General features: G+C 59.2%; 16 protein-coding genes. 10 read left to right on the top strand and 6 right to left on the bottom strand.

Annotated features, from left to right (window positions below; translation table 11 throughout):
- Positions 1 to 66 precede the first annotated feature (66 nt).
- The 3 genes from ACR0LD_RS07000 to ACR0LD_RS07010 are packed head-to-tail and all read left to right on the top strand — an operon-like array spanning position 67 to position 2,699.
- Complete coding sequence (locus tag ACR0LD_RS07000; protein WP_170366869.1) at positions 67 to 954, top strand: NAD(P)-dependent oxidoreductase; 888 nt, start codon at positions 67 to 69, stop codon at positions 952 to 954.
- Positions 955 to 957: 3 nt separating this feature from the next.
- A complete protein-coding gene (locus ACR0LD_RS07005) occupies positions 958 to 1,839 on the top strand; it encodes a DMT family transporter (RefSeq protein ID WP_170433310.1) in 882 nt (293 codons plus the stop codon).
- Positions 1,836 to 2,699, top strand: a complete 864-nt coding sequence (locus ACR0LD_RS07010) for a sugar kinase (RefSeq protein ID WP_480636157.1) — start codon at positions 1,836 to 1,838, stop codon at positions 2,697 to 2,699. Before ACR0LD_RS07005 ends, ACR0LD_RS07010 begins: the two co-directional genes overlap by 4 nt.
- On the opposite strand, the gene ACR0LD_RS07015 is transcribed toward ACR0LD_RS07010, so the two are convergent.
- Together ACR0LD_RS07015 and uxaC are read right to left on the bottom strand one after the other, a co-directional pair.
- A complete protein-coding gene (locus ACR0LD_RS07015; RefSeq protein WP_480636159.1) occupies positions 2,686 to 3,882 on the bottom strand; it encodes a mannitol dehydrogenase family protein in 1,197 nt (398 codons plus the stop codon). The genes ACR0LD_RS07010 and ACR0LD_RS07015 overlap by 14 nt on opposite strands.
- Positions 3,883 to 5,226, bottom strand: coding sequence for a glucuronate isomerase (gene uxaC, locus ACR0LD_RS07020; protein WP_480636287.1), 1,344 nt, complete (start codon positions 5,224 to 5,226; stop codon positions 3,883 to 3,885).
- Between the two features lie 123 nt (positions 5,227 to 5,349).
- On the opposite strand from uxaC, the gene ACR0LD_RS07025 reads away from it, so the two are divergent.
- The 7 genes from ACR0LD_RS07025 (at position 5,350) to ACR0LD_RS07055 (ending at position 12,111) form a co-directional block, all read left to right on the top strand.
- Positions 5,350 to 6,366: a Gfo/Idh/MocA family protein gene (locus ACR0LD_RS07025; protein WP_480636161.1), complete on the top strand. Its 1,017-nt coding sequence runs from the start codon at positions 5,350 to 5,352 to the stop codon at positions 6,364 to 6,366.
- Positions 6,363 to 7,364 carry a Gfo/Idh/MocA family protein gene (locus ACR0LD_RS07030; RefSeq protein ID WP_480632876.1) on the top strand — a complete coding sequence of 334 codons (1,002 nt, stop codon included), beginning with the start codon at positions 6,363 to 6,365 and terminating at the stop codon, positions 7,362 to 7,364. Before ACR0LD_RS07025 ends, ACR0LD_RS07030 begins: the two co-directional genes overlap by 4 nt.
- Complete coding sequence (locus ACR0LD_RS07035; protein ID WP_480636163.1) at positions 7,361 to 8,413, top strand: Gfo/Idh/MocA family protein; 1,053 nt, start codon at positions 7,361 to 7,363, stop codon at positions 8,411 to 8,413. The genes ACR0LD_RS07030 and ACR0LD_RS07035 overlap by 4 nt, the downstream gene beginning before the upstream one ends.
- On the top strand, positions 8,410 to 9,591 hold the full coding sequence (gene uxuA, locus ACR0LD_RS07040) for a mannonate dehydratase (RefSeq protein ID WP_480636165.1): 1,182 nt from the start codon (positions 8,410 to 8,412) through the stop codon (positions 9,589 to 9,591). The genes ACR0LD_RS07035 and uxuA overlap by 4 nt, the downstream gene beginning before the upstream one ends.
- 223 nt (positions 9,592 to 9,814) lie before the next feature.
- Positions 9,815 to 10,705: an NAD(P)-dependent oxidoreductase gene (locus ACR0LD_RS07045; RefSeq protein ID WP_480636167.1), complete on the top strand. Its 891-nt coding sequence runs from the start codon at positions 9,815 to 9,817 to the stop codon at positions 10,703 to 10,705.
- A gap of 11 nt (positions 10,706 to 10,716) precedes the next feature.
- Positions 10,717 to 11,580 carry a sugar phosphate isomerase/epimerase family protein gene (locus ACR0LD_RS07050; protein ID WP_170437091.1) on the top strand — a complete coding sequence of 288 codons (864 nt, stop codon included), beginning with the start codon at positions 10,717 to 10,719 and terminating at the stop codon, positions 11,578 to 11,580.
- A 111-nt stretch (positions 11,581 to 11,691) separates the two neighbouring features.
- Positions 11,692 to 12,111 carry a secondary thiamine-phosphate synthase enzyme YjbQ gene (locus tag ACR0LD_RS07055; RefSeq protein WP_170357456.1) on the top strand — a complete coding sequence of 140 codons (420 nt, stop codon included), beginning with the start codon at positions 11,692 to 11,694 and terminating at the stop codon, positions 12,109 to 12,111.
- A gap of 30 nt (positions 12,112 to 12,141) precedes the next feature.
- Here the strand turns inward: ACR0LD_RS07055 and ACR0LD_RS07060 are convergent, their stop codons facing one another.
- Genes ACR0LD_RS07060 through ACR0LD_RS07075 form a run of 4 tightly spaced genes read right to left on the bottom strand, consistent with a single transcriptional unit; the run spans position 12,142 to position 16,041 of the window.
- Positions 12,142 to 12,912, bottom strand: a complete 771-nt coding sequence (locus ACR0LD_RS07060) for an SDR family oxidoreductase (RefSeq protein WP_480636170.1) — start codon at positions 12,910 to 12,912, stop codon at positions 12,142 to 12,144.
- Complete coding sequence (locus ACR0LD_RS07065; RefSeq protein ID WP_480433974.1) at positions 12,909 to 13,949, bottom strand: zinc-dependent alcohol dehydrogenase; 1,041 nt, start codon at positions 13,947 to 13,949, stop codon at positions 12,909 to 12,911. The genes ACR0LD_RS07060 and ACR0LD_RS07065 overlap by 4 nt, the downstream gene beginning before the upstream one ends.
- The gene (locus tag ACR0LD_RS07070; protein WP_480636172.1) at positions 13,946 to 15,046 is read right to left on the bottom strand and encodes a mandelate racemase/muconate lactonizing enzyme family protein; all 1,101 of its coding nucleotides are present in this window, start codon (positions 15,044 to 15,046) and stop codon (positions 13,946 to 13,948) included. The genes ACR0LD_RS07065 and ACR0LD_RS07070 overlap by 4 nt, the downstream gene beginning before the upstream one ends.
- The gene (locus tag ACR0LD_RS07075; protein WP_170357453.1) at positions 15,043 to 16,041 is read right to left on the bottom strand and encodes an ABC transporter permease; all 999 of its coding nucleotides are present in this window, start codon (positions 16,039 to 16,041) and stop codon (positions 15,043 to 15,045) included. Before ACR0LD_RS07075 ends, ACR0LD_RS07070 begins: the two co-directional genes overlap by 4 nt.
- Positions 16,042 to 16,044 lie beyond the last annotated feature (3 nt).

The following is a 16,044-nucleotide window of genomic DNA, read 5'->3' on the forward strand; positions in this document are numbered from 1 at the left end:
GACTGCAAATCCGCCCGCGACAGACACAAGAATGATAACCAGACTTATTCACGGAAAGGGAAACCAATGAGCAAACCATCAATTGGGTTTATCGGCCTTGGACTCATGGGCGGAGCCATGGTGAGCCGGCTGTTGGACCAGGGATACTCGGTCACGGTGTTGGGAAACCGCGACCGCACACATCTGGATGCCGCGATTGACCGGGGCGCCCGCGAGGCGCAAAACGCGCGGGAGTTGGCTCAGGCCAGCGACATCGTGATGCTGTGCATGGGAACGTCTGAGCAGGTCGAGGGCCGTATGCGCGGTGCTGATGGAGTGATCGCGGGACTGAAGCCCGGGGCGATCGCCATCGACTTTGGCACTTCGCTTCCGGGCAGTACACGCGCCCTGGCCGAGGAGGTTGCCGCAGCCGGCGGAAGCTACCTTGACGCGCCACTTGGCCGGACACCGTCGCATGCGCTGGAAGGCAAGCTGAACATCATGACGTCCGGCGACAAGGCTGCCTTCGACAAGGCCGAGCCGACACTGAAGGATCTGGGCGAAAACGTCTTCTACCTGGGTCCTGTCGGATCGGGACATACGATCAAGCTGATCAACAACTTCTTCGGAATGACCGTTGCGAACGCGATGGCCGAGGCCTTTGCCATGGCCGACATCACCGGCGTTGACCGCAAGCAGCTGTACGAGGTGATGGCCGCAGGGCCGCTGCATTCCGGAATGATGGATTTCGTCAAAGCCTACGGTGTCGAGAATGATCCAAACCAGCTGGCCTTTGCCATCAAGAACGCCGCAAAAGACCTTGGGTATTATGATCGAATGGCGCGCGAGGCCGGCGTTACCAGCGTGATGTCACAGGGCGCACTTTCCGCGCTGAACGACGCGCGCGACCACGGTCAGGCGGATGACATGGTCAGCCAGATGGTTGACTACTACGTCAAACGTTTCAACACCTGATCTATGGCCGTCACCGCCAACCCCAACGCGGACCTGCCGCGCCTTGGCATCGTGCTGATGCTGACGGCGTGGCTGTTCTTTTCGCTGGTGGACCTTGGGGCCAAATGGTTGGCGTTGGCCGGCGTGCCGGCATTTCAGTTGGCTTTCATGCGTTATGCAGGGCACTTCGTGATCTCTGTGGGCGTGATCGCCAAGGGCGGGATTGAGGCCAGCCGGTTCAAGACCGACCATCCATGGCAGGTCATTAGCCGGGCCTTACTGCTGATCTCAGCAACCGTTTTCAATTTTTATGCCCTGCGGTTTTTGCCCCTGACCGTCGTGTCGGCAATCATGTTTTCCAGCCCGGTCATTGTGTGCTTTCTGTCCGTCTTTGTGTTGAAAGAAAGCGTGGGCCCATGGCGTTGGGCGGCCATCATCCTCGGTTTTCTGGGGGTGTTGGTTGTCGTGCGGCCGTTTGGTTCGGCCTTTCATCCGACCATGCTGCTGATCGTCTACAATGCCACCGCGTTGGCCTTGTACTCGATCATGACGCGCAGGCTGTCGGGGGTTGTTGCCGTGGACACCATGCAATTCTACCTCGGGCTTACTGGGACGGTGGTCCTGCTGCCGTTCGCCATCTGGTTTTGGATCCAACCGGAAAACACCTGGAGCCTGATCGTCCTGATCAGTCTTGGCGTCTTTGGGTGGTGCGGGCATCAACTGCTGACGAACGCGCATCGGTTCGGAACGGCGAACCAGCTGATGCCATTTACCTATTCGTTCCTGATATATGTTGCGATCTGGGGTTATCTGTTCTTTGACACGGTACCGGACGCATTCACGTTGGCAGGGGCTGCGCTGATCATGGTTGCCGGTCTCATCATCTGGAAAAGAGAAAAGAAATGACGCGAATTGCCTGCATCGGCGAAGCAATGATTGAATTGTCCATGCTGGAAACCGGCGCAAAGGTGGGCGTCGCGGGGGATACGCTGAACACGGCCATCTACATGCACCGCGCAGCGCCTGATCTGCAGGTGGAGTATGTGACATGTTTGGGCGACGACCCGTTCTCGGGGCGCATCGCGGACTTCATCGCCAGCCATGGCATCGGGACATCCGGCATCCGCATCATTCCGAACGCCTCTCCGGGCCTGTACGCGATCACGACCTCTGCGGATGGTGAACGCAGCTTTACCTATTGGCGCAGCGAAGCGGCCGCCCGCCAGCTTTTTTCCGATCACGATTTCAGCTCGTTGAACGGCTATGACGTGCTGTACTTGTCGGGGATTACCGTGGCCATTCTTCCGCATTCGGTAAGGCTTGCGCTTCTGGACTGGCTCGAAGGCGCTTCAGTCCGGTTGGTCTATGACAGCAACTTTCGTCCGCGTCTTTGGGATTGCGTTGAACACGCCCGGCAGATCAACCAACGGCTTTGGCGACGTGCGGACATTGCCCTGCCATCCATCGACGACGAGATGGCACTGTTCGGGGAAAGCGCCGAACAGGTGGCCGCACGCTTTGCGGGTCATCACGGAATCGGTGCGTTAAAGCGCGGAGAGAATGGCCCCCTGTCCATTGGTCAGAGCATTGACCAAACCTATGAGCCTGCCAAAAACGTGCTGGATACGACCGCGGCAGGCGACAGTTTCAACGGTGGGTACCTCGCGGCGTTGCTGACTGGGAAATCACAGGCCGAGGCCCTGATGGCTGGACACAATCTGGCATCCACCGTTGTTCAGTTCCGCGGCGCGATCATTCCCGGATAAGCGGCGCGAGATCCTCGGCTCCGACAAGACGCAAAAGCGGCATTAGCGGATCTGGCTGCTTGGCAGCCAAAGCGATTTCCGACGCGCAAGGATCGTTCAGCGCCCGACCTTTGGCGGTCTCGGACATGCAATAGGAGACCCAGGCCCGCATCCCCGCGATCACCGCCTGAGAGCCGGTCTCACGAAGTGTGGAAACAAATCGATAGGGCAGCTTCTGGCTTCCATCCATCGCGATTTGGTCCAGACGATGCGCCAACTCGGGGTTTTCAAAGCGGCGCAACAGAGCCTCGGCATAGTCCGGAACCTGTGCTTGCACCGCAGCGGGCAGCGTTGCGCCCGCATCCTTCATCAACTCGGAAACCAGCGGGCGCAGAACCGGGTCTCGAACCGCTTCGTGGACGTAGGTCAGGCCCCGCTCCAACCCGGCATAAGCCAACAGGGAATGGGCCCCGTTCAACATGCGCAGCTTTCGCATCTCGTGCGGGGCCACGTCATCGACCAGTTGCACGCCCGGCCAATCCGGATGCGGTCCGGCAAAACTGTCTTCGATCACCCACTCAGAGAACGCCTCGGTCGGAACGGCCATTGGGTCACCGCTGATTGCGCGAACGGCGTCCGTTGTGGCCGGGGTGATCCGGTCGACCATCGCGTTGGGAAAGCGAACGGCGTCCCAATTGACGTCCAGACCGGCTGCTTTCGCGAAATCGGAAACGGCCGTCTCGAGCGTTTTGCCATTTTCCATACGATTGTCGCAGCTTAGCACCGTCACAGGTTTGCGCCGCTCCGCAAGGCCAAAAGCCAAAAACCCGATCAGAGTCGCGGGCCCCTGCCCTGCCAGATCGGCGGCAATCGCCGGGTCCTGGAGGTTCAGCTTGCCCGCGGCATCAAGATGATAACCTTTCTCGGTCACGGTCGCCGAGATGATCTCGGCATCCGTCATCGCATCGAAAATCGCTGCACGACCCTCGGGCGCGACCAGAACGTCGCGAAGAGCTTTAATGCGCCGGACGCCCTGCCCCTGCACGCACAGATCGTACTCGAAACCCTGCCGGGCCAATCCATCCCGAACCGAGGATGAACGCAGGCTGACGCCGACAACGTCCCATCCGCCCGCTTGATCGGTGTAGTCCAGCAAATGCGCCCGGGCAAAGTTGCCGAGGCCGAAGTGAAGAATTGTTCCCATCTAGCTTTGCAATCCATAAACCTGTTTCGCCAGATCGACCGCCAGCAACCGAGCAAGATGCTCGGCACTGTCCCGACCGAAGTAACCGCGCGCAACCTGCTCGGCCAAATGAATCGCCACCCCCCGCCGCCAGAGGTCGTGTCGTGCAGGAATGGACAGGAAAGCCCGTGTGTCGTCATTGAATCCGGCCAGGTTGTAATATCCGGCCGTTTCAACGACCTGATCAAAATACCGCGCAATCCCGGCCGGACTGTCATGGAACCACCAGGGCGGCCCGATCCGAAGGCACGGCCAATGTCCCGCCATTGGTGCCAGTTCACGGGCATAGGTGCCTTCGTCCAGTGTGAACAGAATGATGCGCAGTTCCGCCGAGTTTCCGACCCGGTTCAACAACGCCTCAAGGCCCGTGACCCAATCCATCGCGATTGGAATGTCGGCCCCCTTGTCCCGTCCGAAATCCCGCAATAACGCGTGGTTCGTGTTGCGCTTGCTGCCTGCATGTATCTGCATGGTCAGACCATCATCGACAGACATCTGCGCCATTTCGATCAGCATATGCCCGTAGAAACGGCGGGCGTCCTGTTCGGTCCCTTCCCGCCGTCTCAGCCGCTGGTACAGCGCATCCGGGTCCTCAAGCCACTCGGTCTGTACACGTTCGATACCGTGGTCGGTGGCGGTACAGCCCAGTTGGATGAAATAAGCTCGCCGCATCCGCAGTGCGTTGAGATAGCCAACATAGCTGTCCAGATCGCAGCCTGTCAGCTCGGCCAACTTGTTCAGGTTCTGCACGAACTCCGGGTCCGCCCCATCCAAGACCCCGTCCGGGCGGAACGTCGGAACAACCCGCCCGCCCCATCCGCTTGCACGGATCTCCTGATGCTGTGTGAGAGTGTCGAGAGCCGAATCCGTAGTAGCCAGAACCTCGATCCCGAACCTGTCGAACAATGCCCTCGGGCGAAAATCGGGTTGCGCCAACTTTTCCGCGATCTTGTCGTAGATCAGATCTGCGGTGCGCGAAGACAACTCCTCGGACACGCCCAGCGTTTCATGCAGCACGTAGTTCATCCAGATCCGGGAAGGCGTTCCCAGAAACAGATGCCAGTGCTCGGCAAAAGTACGGAAAACGGCGCGAGGATCCTTCTTTCGCCCCTCTTCCCCAACGCCGAGTTCCGACAAGGGAACGCCCTGCGAATAGAGCATACGGAACACGTAATGGTCGGGAACCACCAACAGCTCTGCCGGGTTGGGAAACGGCGCATCGGTTGCAAACCACCCCGGATCGCAGTGACCATGCGGAGATACGATCGGCAGGTCCTTGATGCCCAGGTACAGGTCTTCTGCCATCCCATTCAAATTGCCAGTCAATTCTGCCTCCGATACTGCTGCCCGCAATTGTTAACACAGTTTTTAATGGTTGCATCTTTCCCATTCAAACCCGCAGACTGACCAGGTGATCCGGGGGATTGAATGAATATTGCGCTGATTGGTTTGGGGATGGTTTCCGGCACGCATGTCGCCGCCATTCGGGCATCGGATCAAGGCTTCGGTCTTGCCGGAGTCCTTGGGCGCAATCCTGACAAGGCAGCTGAGTTCGCCCGGCGAAACGAGACCCGCGCATTCGTCTCGGTCGAGGAAATCGCAAACGACCCAAAGGTCGACTTTGCGATCATCGCAACCCCGCCCGATCAGCGCACTGAGTTGGTACGGATTCTTTCGACCGCGTCGAAACCGATCCTGATGGAAAAGCCCATTGAAAGAACACTGGGCGCTGCGAAAGCCATTGTCGAGCAGTGCGAGGTGTCTGGTGTGCCGCTGGGCATCGTCTTTCAGCACCGCGCCCGCGCCGCCTCGCAGGCGCTGAAATCCGCCATTGAACGGGGTGAGTTGGGCGCGATCGCCACGGTCGAGATCCGTGTCCCCTGGTGGCGTGATCAGAGTTACTATGACGAGCCAGGGCGCGGCACTTACGCACGTGACGGAGGCGGCGCCATGATCTCGCAGGCGATCCACACGCTTGACCTTGCGATGTGGCTGCTGGGGCCGATCTCGAACATTCAGGCCGTGATGAGAAAAACTCCTCTACACGATCTCGAGGCTGAGGATTGGGCGGGTGCAGTCTTTGAAATGGACAACGGAGCGGTGGGAACGTTGATGGCAACTACCGCCGAATATCCCGGGTCTGCTGAGTCCATCACGATCCAAGGCACCCTAGCCAAAGCGCATCTGGAGTCAGGTGTCCTGACCGTGACCACTTTCGACGGCCGGGAATCCACGGTCGGCGAAACCGCCGCCACAGGCGGAGGGGCCGATCCCATGGCGTTCACACATGCCTGGCATCAGGCGGTCATCGAGGACTTCGCCAAGGCCGTTTCCAGTGGAACACAACCTATGGCCACCGGACGCAGTGCCCTTTTGACCCACGCCGTCATCGACGCGATGCAGATCGCCAATCGAACCGGCCATAAAACACGAGTCATCTCATGAGCCTGACCTGCGTCGCCCTTGGACTCGACCACCGCCATATCTATGGCATGACGGAAAACATGCGCAAAATCGGCGTGGACTGCGTTGGCTATTGGACACAGGGCGATCCGGAGACGCTGGCGGGCTACGTCAAAAGGTTTCCCGAAATTCCACGGCTGGCCCAACTGGAAGACGCCCTGACCTGCGGGGCGGATCTGGCGCTGATTTCAGCGATACCGGCAGATAGGGCCGCGTTGGCGATCCGCGCGATGCAGAACGGTATGGATGTCATGAGCGACAAGCCGGGCTGCACGACGTTCGAACAACTCGACCAGATCAAAAGAGCGGTCGCAGACACCGGTCGGATCTGGTCGGTGAACTTCTCGGAGCGGTTCGAAACGCCCGTCAGCACCCGGGCCATCGAACTGGTCGAGGCCGGTGCCATCGGGCGCGTGGTCCAGACGGTCGGACTTGGCCCGCACCGATTGAACCGGGCGACCCGGCCGGAATGGTTTTTTCGGCGCGACTGCTACGGCGGCATTCTGACCGACATCGCCTCGCATCAGATTGATCAGTTCCTGCACTACACGGGTTCGAAAACCGCCGAAATCACAAACGCTTATGTGGCAAACTACGCAAACCCGAGCGATCCCGGATTGCAGGATTTCGGCGAGATCAATCTGCGCAGCGAGAATGGAACCGGGTACATCCGGGTTGACTGGTTTACGCCGGATGCCTTGCCAAACTGGGGGGATGGTCGTCTGACGATCCTAGGCACCGAAGGATACATCGAGTTGCGGAAATACGTCGATGTGGGTGGAGCCCCGGGGACAGATCATCTGATCCTCGTCAATGGTGACACCTGCCAAAAGATCGACGCATCCGACGCCGGCCTTCCCTACTTTTCGCGCCTCGCCGATGACATCCTCAACCGGACCGAAACCGCAATGACGCAGACCCACTGTTTTACGGTCATGGAACTGGCTCTGCGCGCGCAGGAAATGGCGGAACGCAGATGATCAACGTTGCGATCCTCGGCGCAGGTATCGGTGCGCAACATCTGGACGCTCTGGAACGGCTTGACCGCACCTTTTGCGTAGCCGCCGTGGTCGACCAGAATATCGACCGGATCGAACAGATACGGCAGAACTCGGGTTTTCGAGCATTGACCAACATTCAGGACGCTCTGGATGATCCGACGATTGATGTCATCGACCTCTGCCTTCCGCCCCATCTGCATGTACCGACCACCCTTGCCGCACTGGCCGCAGGAAAACACGTTGTCTGCGAAAAGCCTCTTGCGACCTCGATGCAGGATGTGAATCGGATCACGGCAGCCGCAAGCAGCGCGGGCAAGCATGTGTTTCCGGTCTTTCAATACCGGTGGGGCCCGTCACTGGCCCAATTGCGCCACCTGCAACGCGCGGGCCTGACCGGAGCGGTCCAAACTGCCGCGCTTGAAACCCATTGGTCCCGAGGGGCGGACTATTACGCGGTACCGTGGCGGGGGACATGGGCCGGTGAACGCGGCGGCGCGGTTCTGGGCCATGCCATCCACAACCATGATCTGCTGACTCATATCGCGGGTGATATCGCCTGGGTTTCTGCAATGACCACAACGCGGGTCAACCCGATCGAGACCGAAGACTGCGCCGCGATCTGCTTCGGCATGAGTTCCGGCGCTTTGTGCACAAGCAATATCACACTAGGCGCAGCCACGGACGAAACCCGCCTGCGGTTCGTCTTTGAAAATTTGACTGCCACTTCTGGCACCGAACCTTATGCTCCGGGTCAAACGCCCTGGACTTTCGTCGCGCGGGACCCCGTAGATCAAGCCGCTGTCGACGAGGCTCTTGCGGCCTCCGCCGCCGAGCCAACGGGGTTCGAAGGATTTTTTACCGAAGTCGGCAAGGCGCTGCGGTCCGAGGCAAATTCGGCCGTTACGCTGAAGGATGGCGCTGCGTCCATCGGCCTTGTGACGGCGATTTATCACGCGGCGCGCACCGGGCAGCGCGTTGCCCTTCCCGTCAGGCCCGATCACCCGCTGTATGAAGGATGGCTGCCATGAAACAATGTTGGCGTTGGTTCGGACCCGAGGATCCGATCGCTCTGGCCGATCTCCATCAGGTCGGGGTTCAGGGTATCGTCACCGCGCTGCATCACATCCCGCCGGGACTGCCCTGGGACGAACCGAGCATCGCCGATCGGCAGGCAGTTCTGGCTGCTGCCGGGTACAGTTGGGACGTTGTCGAAAGCCTGCCCGTCTCAGAGGCGATCAAGACCCAGTCGGCGGACATGGCCGAGCATCTGCAGGCGTACAAGTCCAGCCTCAGGGCCCTGTCCGCCCGTGGCATCAAAGTTGTTTGCTACAACTTCATGCCGATCCTGGATTGGACGCGCACCGCCCTTCGCGCCCTGCAGCCGCATGGCGGAACGGCCATGCTGTTCGACCTGACCGATTTTGCAGTTTTCGACATACATATTCTTGAACGTCCGGGCGCGTCCGAAGACTATTCCCACGCCGTCCAGCAAGCGGCCAAGGATCGCTTCTTGCGCATGCCGGAGGAATCCAAGGCCCAGTTGCAGCACAATGTCACCGCGGGGCTGCCCGGCGCCAACGATCAGTGGAGCGTGCAGGACGTGCGCGCTTTGTTGCAGACCTATGCTCATACAGACCGTGACCGGCTTCGCGCAAACCTGATCGACTTCCTGTCAGAAGTCGCACCAGTCGCCCAAGAACTGGAACTACGCTTGTGCTGTCATCCGGATGATCCGCCGTTCTCCTTGCTTGGTCTGCCGCGGATCATGTCCAGTACCGATGACTACGGCGCCGTACTGGATGCGGTTGATATGCCCGCGAACGGCGCAACATTGTGTACCGGATCGCTGGGTGTTTCCCCTGAATTCGATGGGCCGGAGTTCGTGCGCCGGCATGGCGACCGGATTCACTTTGCCCATCTTCGGAATACCCGACGCATCGCGGGGTCGGACAGACAGAAGCCGGATTTCTATGAGGCTGCGCATCTGGAGGGCGACACCGACATGGTCGGAACCATTCGCGAGCTGATGGACGAACAACGCCGCCGCAAATCTCAAGGGCGGGACGACTGGCAAATTCCGATGCGACCCGACCACGGACAAGAGCTGCTGAGCGATCTGGGCGGACACAGCACTCCCGGCTATCCACTGATCGGACGAATGCGCGGGTTGGCCGAACTGCGCGGCATCATGGCGGCGTTCTTGTAACGCGTCGGATCAGGCGGTTTCTTTCCGCCGCACCACTTCTTTGCTTGCCTGAACGCCGCATTCTTCGTTTACTTACGGTACGTAAACGGGCAGCGGGGTGTCTTCCGGACTCGCCCGACGTCTGTTCAAGACGCGTGAAACTCCCGCGAAAACCGATGCCTTGAGGCATCAATTTTCGAAACGTCTGCCAGACGGCAAAGACGGAAGAAAGGGAGGAGTCCAAATGAAAACTGCAGGCGTAATCGGTCTAGGCGACATGGGCAGCGGCCTTGCCAAGAACCTAATCAAGAATGGCTTTGAAACATCTGGTTTCGACTTGAGTGAGACGCGTATGACGGCATTTACCGACATGGGCGGCCTGCCTAAGGACAGCGTGGGACAGGTCGGCCGTCATGCCGCCAGCGTGTTTGTCATGGTGATGAACGGAGATCAGGCCCGCAATGTCATTCTGGGTGAAGACGGACTGGTTGCGAACATGGCCGAAGGCGGAACGGTCATCCTGTCGGCAACCATTACTCCGGCCGAAGCACGCGCAATCGGGCGAGACATGGAGGGTTCGGGCATCCACCTGATCGACACCCCGGTCTCGGGTGGGTTTCCCGGCGCGCAGAACGGCACATTGACGATGATGGCTGCCGGTGCTGCGGATGTGCTGGACCAAAATGCCGAAGTCATGCAAGCAGTGTCGGCAACCATACACCGGGTTGGAGAAAACGCCGGTGACGGGCAAACCGTGAAAGCCTGCCTGCAATCCCTTATCGGATCGATCTTTTCCGCCACATTCGAGGCTGCGGCCCTGGCGGCCAAAGCCGGTGTCAGCGGTCAAGCATTGCTTGACGTGTTCTCATCGTCTAGCGCGGGATGTGGTGTTGTGAATACCGCCCTTGAAAACATCATTGATCGCAAGTTCGAAGCCACTGGCAGCCATATCGCAACGATGCACAAGGACCTGACGATCTCGATGGCACTGGCCGGTGCGTTGGGCGTTCCAATGCATACCGCCTCGTCCGCAATGCAAATCTTTCACGCCGGAAAAACCAAATACCCGAACGGCGACAATTGGGTGTGTACCCGCGTCATCGAAGAGATCGTTGGCGCAGAATTGCATCGCTGAGGGGACCGGACATGAAACTAGGTGTGATTTGCGACGGCATTTCCCGCGATCTGCGGCATGCCGTGGACGTGATGGACGAATTCGGTCTGGACTATGCAGAACTTCAGTTCGTAGGCGACACCGAGGTCGGGGACCATTCCCCGCAGGAAATTGCCGAAATCGACGCGCTCTTGCGCGACCGGGGCAAGCCTGTGTCCTGTCTGTCGCGCCATATCTTCGCGGGGATGACAGCTGCCAACAGACCCGGTGACGACCTGCACACCCGACACATGGACGCGCTGAAACGCGTGATCGACATGGCGCATGTCGTGGGGTCTCCGCTGGTTCGGATCATGACCCAACGAAAAGAGCAGATACTCTGGGGAAAAAACGGCGCCGAGAAGTGGAACGTCGCGCATGGGGTATGGGACTCGATGCCACCGCTGATCGCGCCGGCGGTTGAACTGGCCAGGGCTGAGGGCGTGACGCTTGTCGTGGAAACCGGAAACGGCACGCTGGTCAATTCGAACTATACCGCCCGCAAACTGATCGACGAGTTGGATGCAAAGGATGCGTTGAAAGTTCTTTGGGACCCCGGAAACAACTGCTGGTGCCATGAACTGGCATACCCGGACGGTTACGAAGAACTGCGCGGCGGCTATCTGGGGCACATTCACATCAAGGACGTAAAGGTCGATACACCGCGGGCAACGCTGGAAGTGCGCCGCATGGGGGAAGGTCAGCTTGCGCCTCTGTTCCAACCCATCGCGGACGCGCTCCGATCCGACGGCTATGAAGGCGTGATTTCCTTCGAAAGCGTTTATCATCCCGGCAACGGAAATTTCGAAGATGGGTTTCGTCTGTGCATAGACAAGTTCAAAAGCCTGTTTGCATGATTGAAAGCTCTAGAGTGTTACAAATCAGATACTTAAGCCTCCAAGTTGAATGCCGAATGGGGCGCGGAAAGCTGGGCACACTCCCGCAAAATCAAGGAAAGGATCTGATGGATGAAGCAAGATTTTTTTGAATTGTCCATTGAAACGCCCGGCAAATCCCTGACCGACATCAGCGGGGTGGTTCAGCGTGCGGTTTCCGAACATGAGTTTGTCTCGGGCCTGCTTACCCTTTGGTGCGTCCACACCGGTGCCGCGCTGTTGGTGCAGGCCAATGCCGATCCCGAGGTGGTTAAGGATATCGAGAGGTTCTTCGAAGAACTGGTCCCCAAGTCACCAGGCAAGTATCACCACCGCCCGAGCGAAGACGACAACGCGCCATCGCACCTGCGGGCGCTGTTGACGCAAACGCAGGTGTCGATCCCGGTCGAACAGGGACAGCTTCCGCTGGGTCGCGTTCAAAGCCTGTACCTGTTCGAACATCGCGAGGCACCCAAGACACGACGATTGAAGGTGCACTACATCGGGACTTGAGGCCTTGGGTCACATGGAGCGTTGACGGTGCTACCGCCCCATCCAGCCCCCGTCGACAACAAGGATTTCACCGTTGACGTAGTCCGACGCTGCAGAAGCCAGAAAGACTACAGGTCCAGCAAAATCACCTGGCGTACCCCAACGGCCCTGGGGTGTTCGTTCCAGGATCGACTTCGACCGAACCGGATCGTCCTGCAGGGCTTGGGTGTTGTCGGTCGCGATGTAGCCGGGGGCGATTGCATTCACGTTCACACCCTGCCCGGCCCACTCATTGGCCAGGGCCTTCGTCAGCTGTCCGATACCACCTTTCGAGGCCGCATATCCGGGAACGGTGATGCCGCCCTGAAACGTCAGCAGCGATGCGGTGAAGATGATCTTCCCCGAGCCGCGCGCCAGCATGTCCTTGCCGATCTCGCGGGACAGAACAAACTGCGAGGACAGGTTGACCTCAATCACTTCGTCCCACCAGTCATCCGGATGTTCGGCAGCAGGTTTGCGTTTGATCGTACCGGCATTGTTGACAAGGATATCAGGAGTTTGTCCGTCGGCTCTCAACTGATCAATGAACCCATGCAACGCGGAGCGGTCCGAGAAGTCGCATTGGTAAGCCCGGAAACTGCGCACCATCGCCGTGACGGCTTTTTCGACCTCTGACCCGGACAGTTCAAGCGAGGCCGACACTCCGATGATATCAGCTCCGGCCGATGCCAATGCCTCGGCCATACCGCGCCCGATGCCGCGTTTGCACCCGGTCACAAGGGCCGTTTTTCCCGTCAGGTCGAAACTTTGCAAAACACTCATGAACGCGGTCCTACTTCGATCAGGCTTTTCATTGCGGTTGGGCTGCGATCCAGTGCTTCGAACGCGGCCTGAATGTCTGCCAGAGGGCTGACGTCAGTGATCACGACATCCGCGTCCACTCCGCCCGAGGCGACAACTGCGATCGCCTTATCGTAATCCTCCGGCTCATAGACCCGAGCACCGATCAGTTGCAGCTCTCGCCAGAAGAATTGGAACAGGTCGATATGGGGCTTTTGAGCATGGATCGCGACCATCACGATCCGGGCCCGCGTCGCGGCAACGGCGGTCATCGCATCAACACCGGGCTGCGTTCCCGATACCTCAAAAACCACATCCGCCCCTTTGTCGCCCGTGCGCGCGTTGATTGTGGACACCAGATCGGTCTCGGTTGGGTTGATCGTATCAAAGCCAAGTTTTTCTGCGATCGCCAGACGGTTCGGATTCACTTCGGAAATCACGACGTTTCCGCCCGCGTCCCGCGCAACCATAGCAACCAGGATGCCGATCGGGCCACCGCCGATGACGACGACGTCCTCGCCAGGCTGCAGTCCAGACAGCCGCACATCGTGGCAAGCAACGGCGACCGGCTCGATCAGCGCCGCGTGATCCATGCGCAAGTCATCCGGTAGAACGTGCAAGGTGTGGGCCGGAACGGTCCAGATCTCTTGCATGGCACCATCGGTATCGAGGCCGAGAAACTTGAGGTTCTGGCAGATATGCTGATGCCCCCGTTTGCAGGCCGGGCATTCGCCGCAGTGATCAAGCGGTCGGACCACGACCTTCTGGCCGGGTTTTACAGTATCGACGCCCGCGCCCACCGCTTCGACGACACCGGACATCTCGTGCCCGATTACCCGGTTCAGGCCGACACGGGCATCCATGTTGCCGTGGTAGACATGCATATCCGTCCCGCATATCCCGCAATACGCAACGCGAATGGCGGCCTCGCCAGCGCCCGGAGCCGTCGCCTGGGCCTGTTCCACGGCAAAGCTCTTGTTGCCCCTGTAGTACGCCGCAGAGATCGTCTGGGTCGTCATGTATGCATCTCCCTGTGTTCCGCATTCAGTTTGTCCCAGTCGAATTCCACTCCGGTCCCCGGCGTATCCGGGGCCACGGCCAGGCAGTCTTCCACGACAAGCGGACGGGTCGTGTACTGGTCTATCGGGAATGAGTGTACTTCCAGCCAACCCGAATTGGGTTGCGCCGAAACAAGGCTGACGTGCAGCTCCTGCATACCATGGCTACAAACCGGAATGCCGTGCTGGGCGCTTAGCGCGGCCACGCGCAACCAGCCGGTAATGCCGCCACAGTTTGAGGCATCGGGCTGGATGAAACTCAGCTTGGCGTCATCGAAGGCATACTCGAATTCGTGAATCGTGTGCAGGTTTTCACCCATGGCAAGGGGAACGCCCGTGGCTTCGGCAATTCGGCCATAGCCTTTGTAATCGTCTGGAATTGTCGGCTCCTCGAACCACAGGATATCGCAGTCGGCGAACCCCTGGGCGGCCTCGATGGCCTGCTCGACGCTCATGGAGTAATTCGCGTCGACCATGAAGAACCGATCCGGCCCCAGTCTCTCGCGCACTGCCCGGGCACGTGCAAGATCGTCGGCAAGATCCGGTTGCCCAACCTTGATCTTGACCGCGTTGAACCCACGCGCAAGGTAGCCTTCGGTCTGGCGCAGCAGTTTCTCCAACGAGAAATTCAGGTCGATCCCGCCGGCGTAGGCCTTGCACCGTTTGGATGCTCCGCCTGCCATTTGCCACAGCGGTGCATTCTGCGCTCTGCCACGAATGTCCCAAAGGGCAATATCCACGGCGGAGATGGCGAACGAGGCTATCCCACCCCGTGCGACGTAGTGCACGTGCCACTGCATGGCATCGTACAGGCTTTCGATCTGTTCCGCGTCTTGTCCTACAAGGAACGGTGCCAGATCATGCTGGATCATCGCCAAGATGGCATGACCGCCCTTGCCGCCCGTATAGGTATACCCAACCCCCTCGACCCCATCCGTCGTTTGAATGGTGACGGTGATCAATTGAAAGAACGTGTGATCCCCGTGTTTGGCATCGACCAGGACTTCGGCGAGCGGGACGTTGAACAGCCGCGCTGAAACACTTTCTATGCGATTCACGAACCCAAGACCTTCTGCTGCCTGGCAATAACCCGAGACTGTAAAAGGATGACCGCAAAAAGAAAGCCTCCACGTATAACCATCTGCCAATAGGCGCTGAAACTGATGGTGCCCTGACCGTTTTCAAAGTTCAGAACGTTGAACACCAGACCCAGCAAAAGCGCTCCGGCCACGGTTGCAGGGATCGACCCCATCCCACCTGTCAACAAGGTGCCGCCCACAACGACGGACGCGATGGCCGACAATTCCCATCCGATGCCCTCAAGGGGTTGTCCTGCTCCAAAACCCGAGGCCAGAAAGACGCCAGCCAGCCCGGCACAGCCACCCGAAAGCAGGTAGACGAAAGCCTTGGCGCGGTTCACCTTCAGACCCATGAGGTTCGAGGCATCCTCGCTGCCACCGATCGCCAAGACGGTCCGCCCGATGGTTGTTCTTTCCAGCACCAGCCAAAGTGCCAGCGTCAGTCCGGCCACGATGACGATTGCCCATGGAAACAGGCCGAACGCCTGCCCCATGCCAAGCTTGGTGAAGTTCGACCCCCAATCGACCGAAATTGTCTGGGCGCCCGAAATCACCAATGCGCCGCCTTTTGCGGCCAGCATGGTGGCCAGCGTGGCGATGAAAGGCGGGATGCGAAGGACGATGATGCAAAAGGCGTTGATCGCTCCGAAACCAATCCCGGCAAGCACGGCCCCCGGCAGGGCAACCTGAATCCCGTATGGGCTGAGATAAGCCGCAACGACCGACGTAAAGGCCGCCACGGATCCAACCGACAGATCAATCCCGCCGGTCATGATCACGAAGCACATGCCCAGCGCAATCGCGATGAACATCGCGTTGTAGTTCAGGAAAGACGAGAAGTTGTAGGCGCTGCCAAAGTTGTCATAGCGCATCAGCCCGAACAGAATCAAAGCCAGCAGTGCGATCCACACCGTCACCGAGGCCGAATTGCGCCGAAGGTACTTTCGCAGGTCAAAAGCCGTTTCATCCAACATCGA

It is taken from the genome of Ruegeria sp. BF8 (assembly GCF_056538625.1).

What these genes read in the sequence shown, in the direction of transcription:
- ACR0LD_RS07000 (WP_170366869.1), top strand. Translation starts at nt 67, where the DNA reads ATGAGCAAACCATCAATTGGGTTTATCGGCCTTGGACTCATGGGCGGA.
- ACR0LD_RS07005 (WP_170433310.1), top strand. Translation starts at nt 958, where the DNA reads ATGGCCGTCACCGCCAACCCCAACGCGGACCTGCCGCGCCTTGGCATC.
- ACR0LD_RS07010 (WP_480636157.1), top strand. Translation starts at nt 1,836, where the DNA reads ATGACGCGAATTGCCTGCATCGGCGAAGCAATGATTGAATTGTCCATG.
- ACR0LD_RS07015 (WP_480636159.1), bottom strand. Translation starts at nt 3,882, where the DNA reads ATGGGAACAATTCTTCACTTCGGCCTCGGCAACTTTGCCCGGGCGCAT.
- uxaC (WP_480636287.1), bottom strand. Translation starts at nt 5,226, where the DNA reads ATGGCAGAAGACCTGTACCTGGGCATCAAGGACCTGCCGATCGTATCT.
- ACR0LD_RS07025 (WP_480636161.1), top strand. Translation starts at nt 5,350, where the DNA reads ATGAATATTGCGCTGATTGGTTTGGGGATGGTTTCCGGCACGCATGTC.
- ACR0LD_RS07030 (WP_480632876.1), top strand. Translation starts at nt 6,363, where the DNA reads ATGAGCCTGACCTGCGTCGCCCTTGGACTCGACCACCGCCATATCTAT.
- ACR0LD_RS07035 (WP_480636163.1), top strand. Translation starts at nt 7,361, where the DNA reads ATGATCAACGTTGCGATCCTCGGCGCAGGTATCGGTGCGCAACATCTG.
- uxuA (WP_480636165.1), top strand. Translation starts at nt 8,410, where the DNA reads ATGAAACAATGTTGGCGTTGGTTCGGACCCGAGGATCCGATCGCTCTG.
- ACR0LD_RS07045 (WP_480636167.1), top strand. Translation starts at nt 9,815, where the DNA reads ATGAAAACTGCAGGCGTAATCGGTCTAGGCGACATGGGCAGCGGCCTT.
- ACR0LD_RS07050 (WP_170437091.1), top strand. Translation starts at nt 10,717, where the DNA reads ATGAAACTAGGTGTGATTTGCGACGGCATTTCCCGCGATCTGCGGCAT.
- ACR0LD_RS07055 (WP_170357456.1), top strand. Translation starts at nt 11,692, where the DNA reads ATGAAGCAAGATTTTTTTGAATTGTCCATTGAAACGCCCGGCAAATCC.
- ACR0LD_RS07060 (WP_480636170.1), bottom strand. Translation starts at nt 12,912, where the DNA reads ATGAGTGTTTTGCAAAGTTTCGACCTGACGGGAAAAACGGCCCTTGTG.
- ACR0LD_RS07065 (WP_480433974.1), bottom strand. Translation starts at nt 13,949, where the DNA reads ATGACGACCCAGACGATCTCTGCGGCGTACTACAGGGGCAACAAGAGC.
- ACR0LD_RS07075 (WP_170357453.1), bottom strand. Translation starts at nt 16,041, where the DNA reads ATGTTGGATGAAACGGCTTTTGACCTGCGAAAGTACCTTCGGCGCAAT.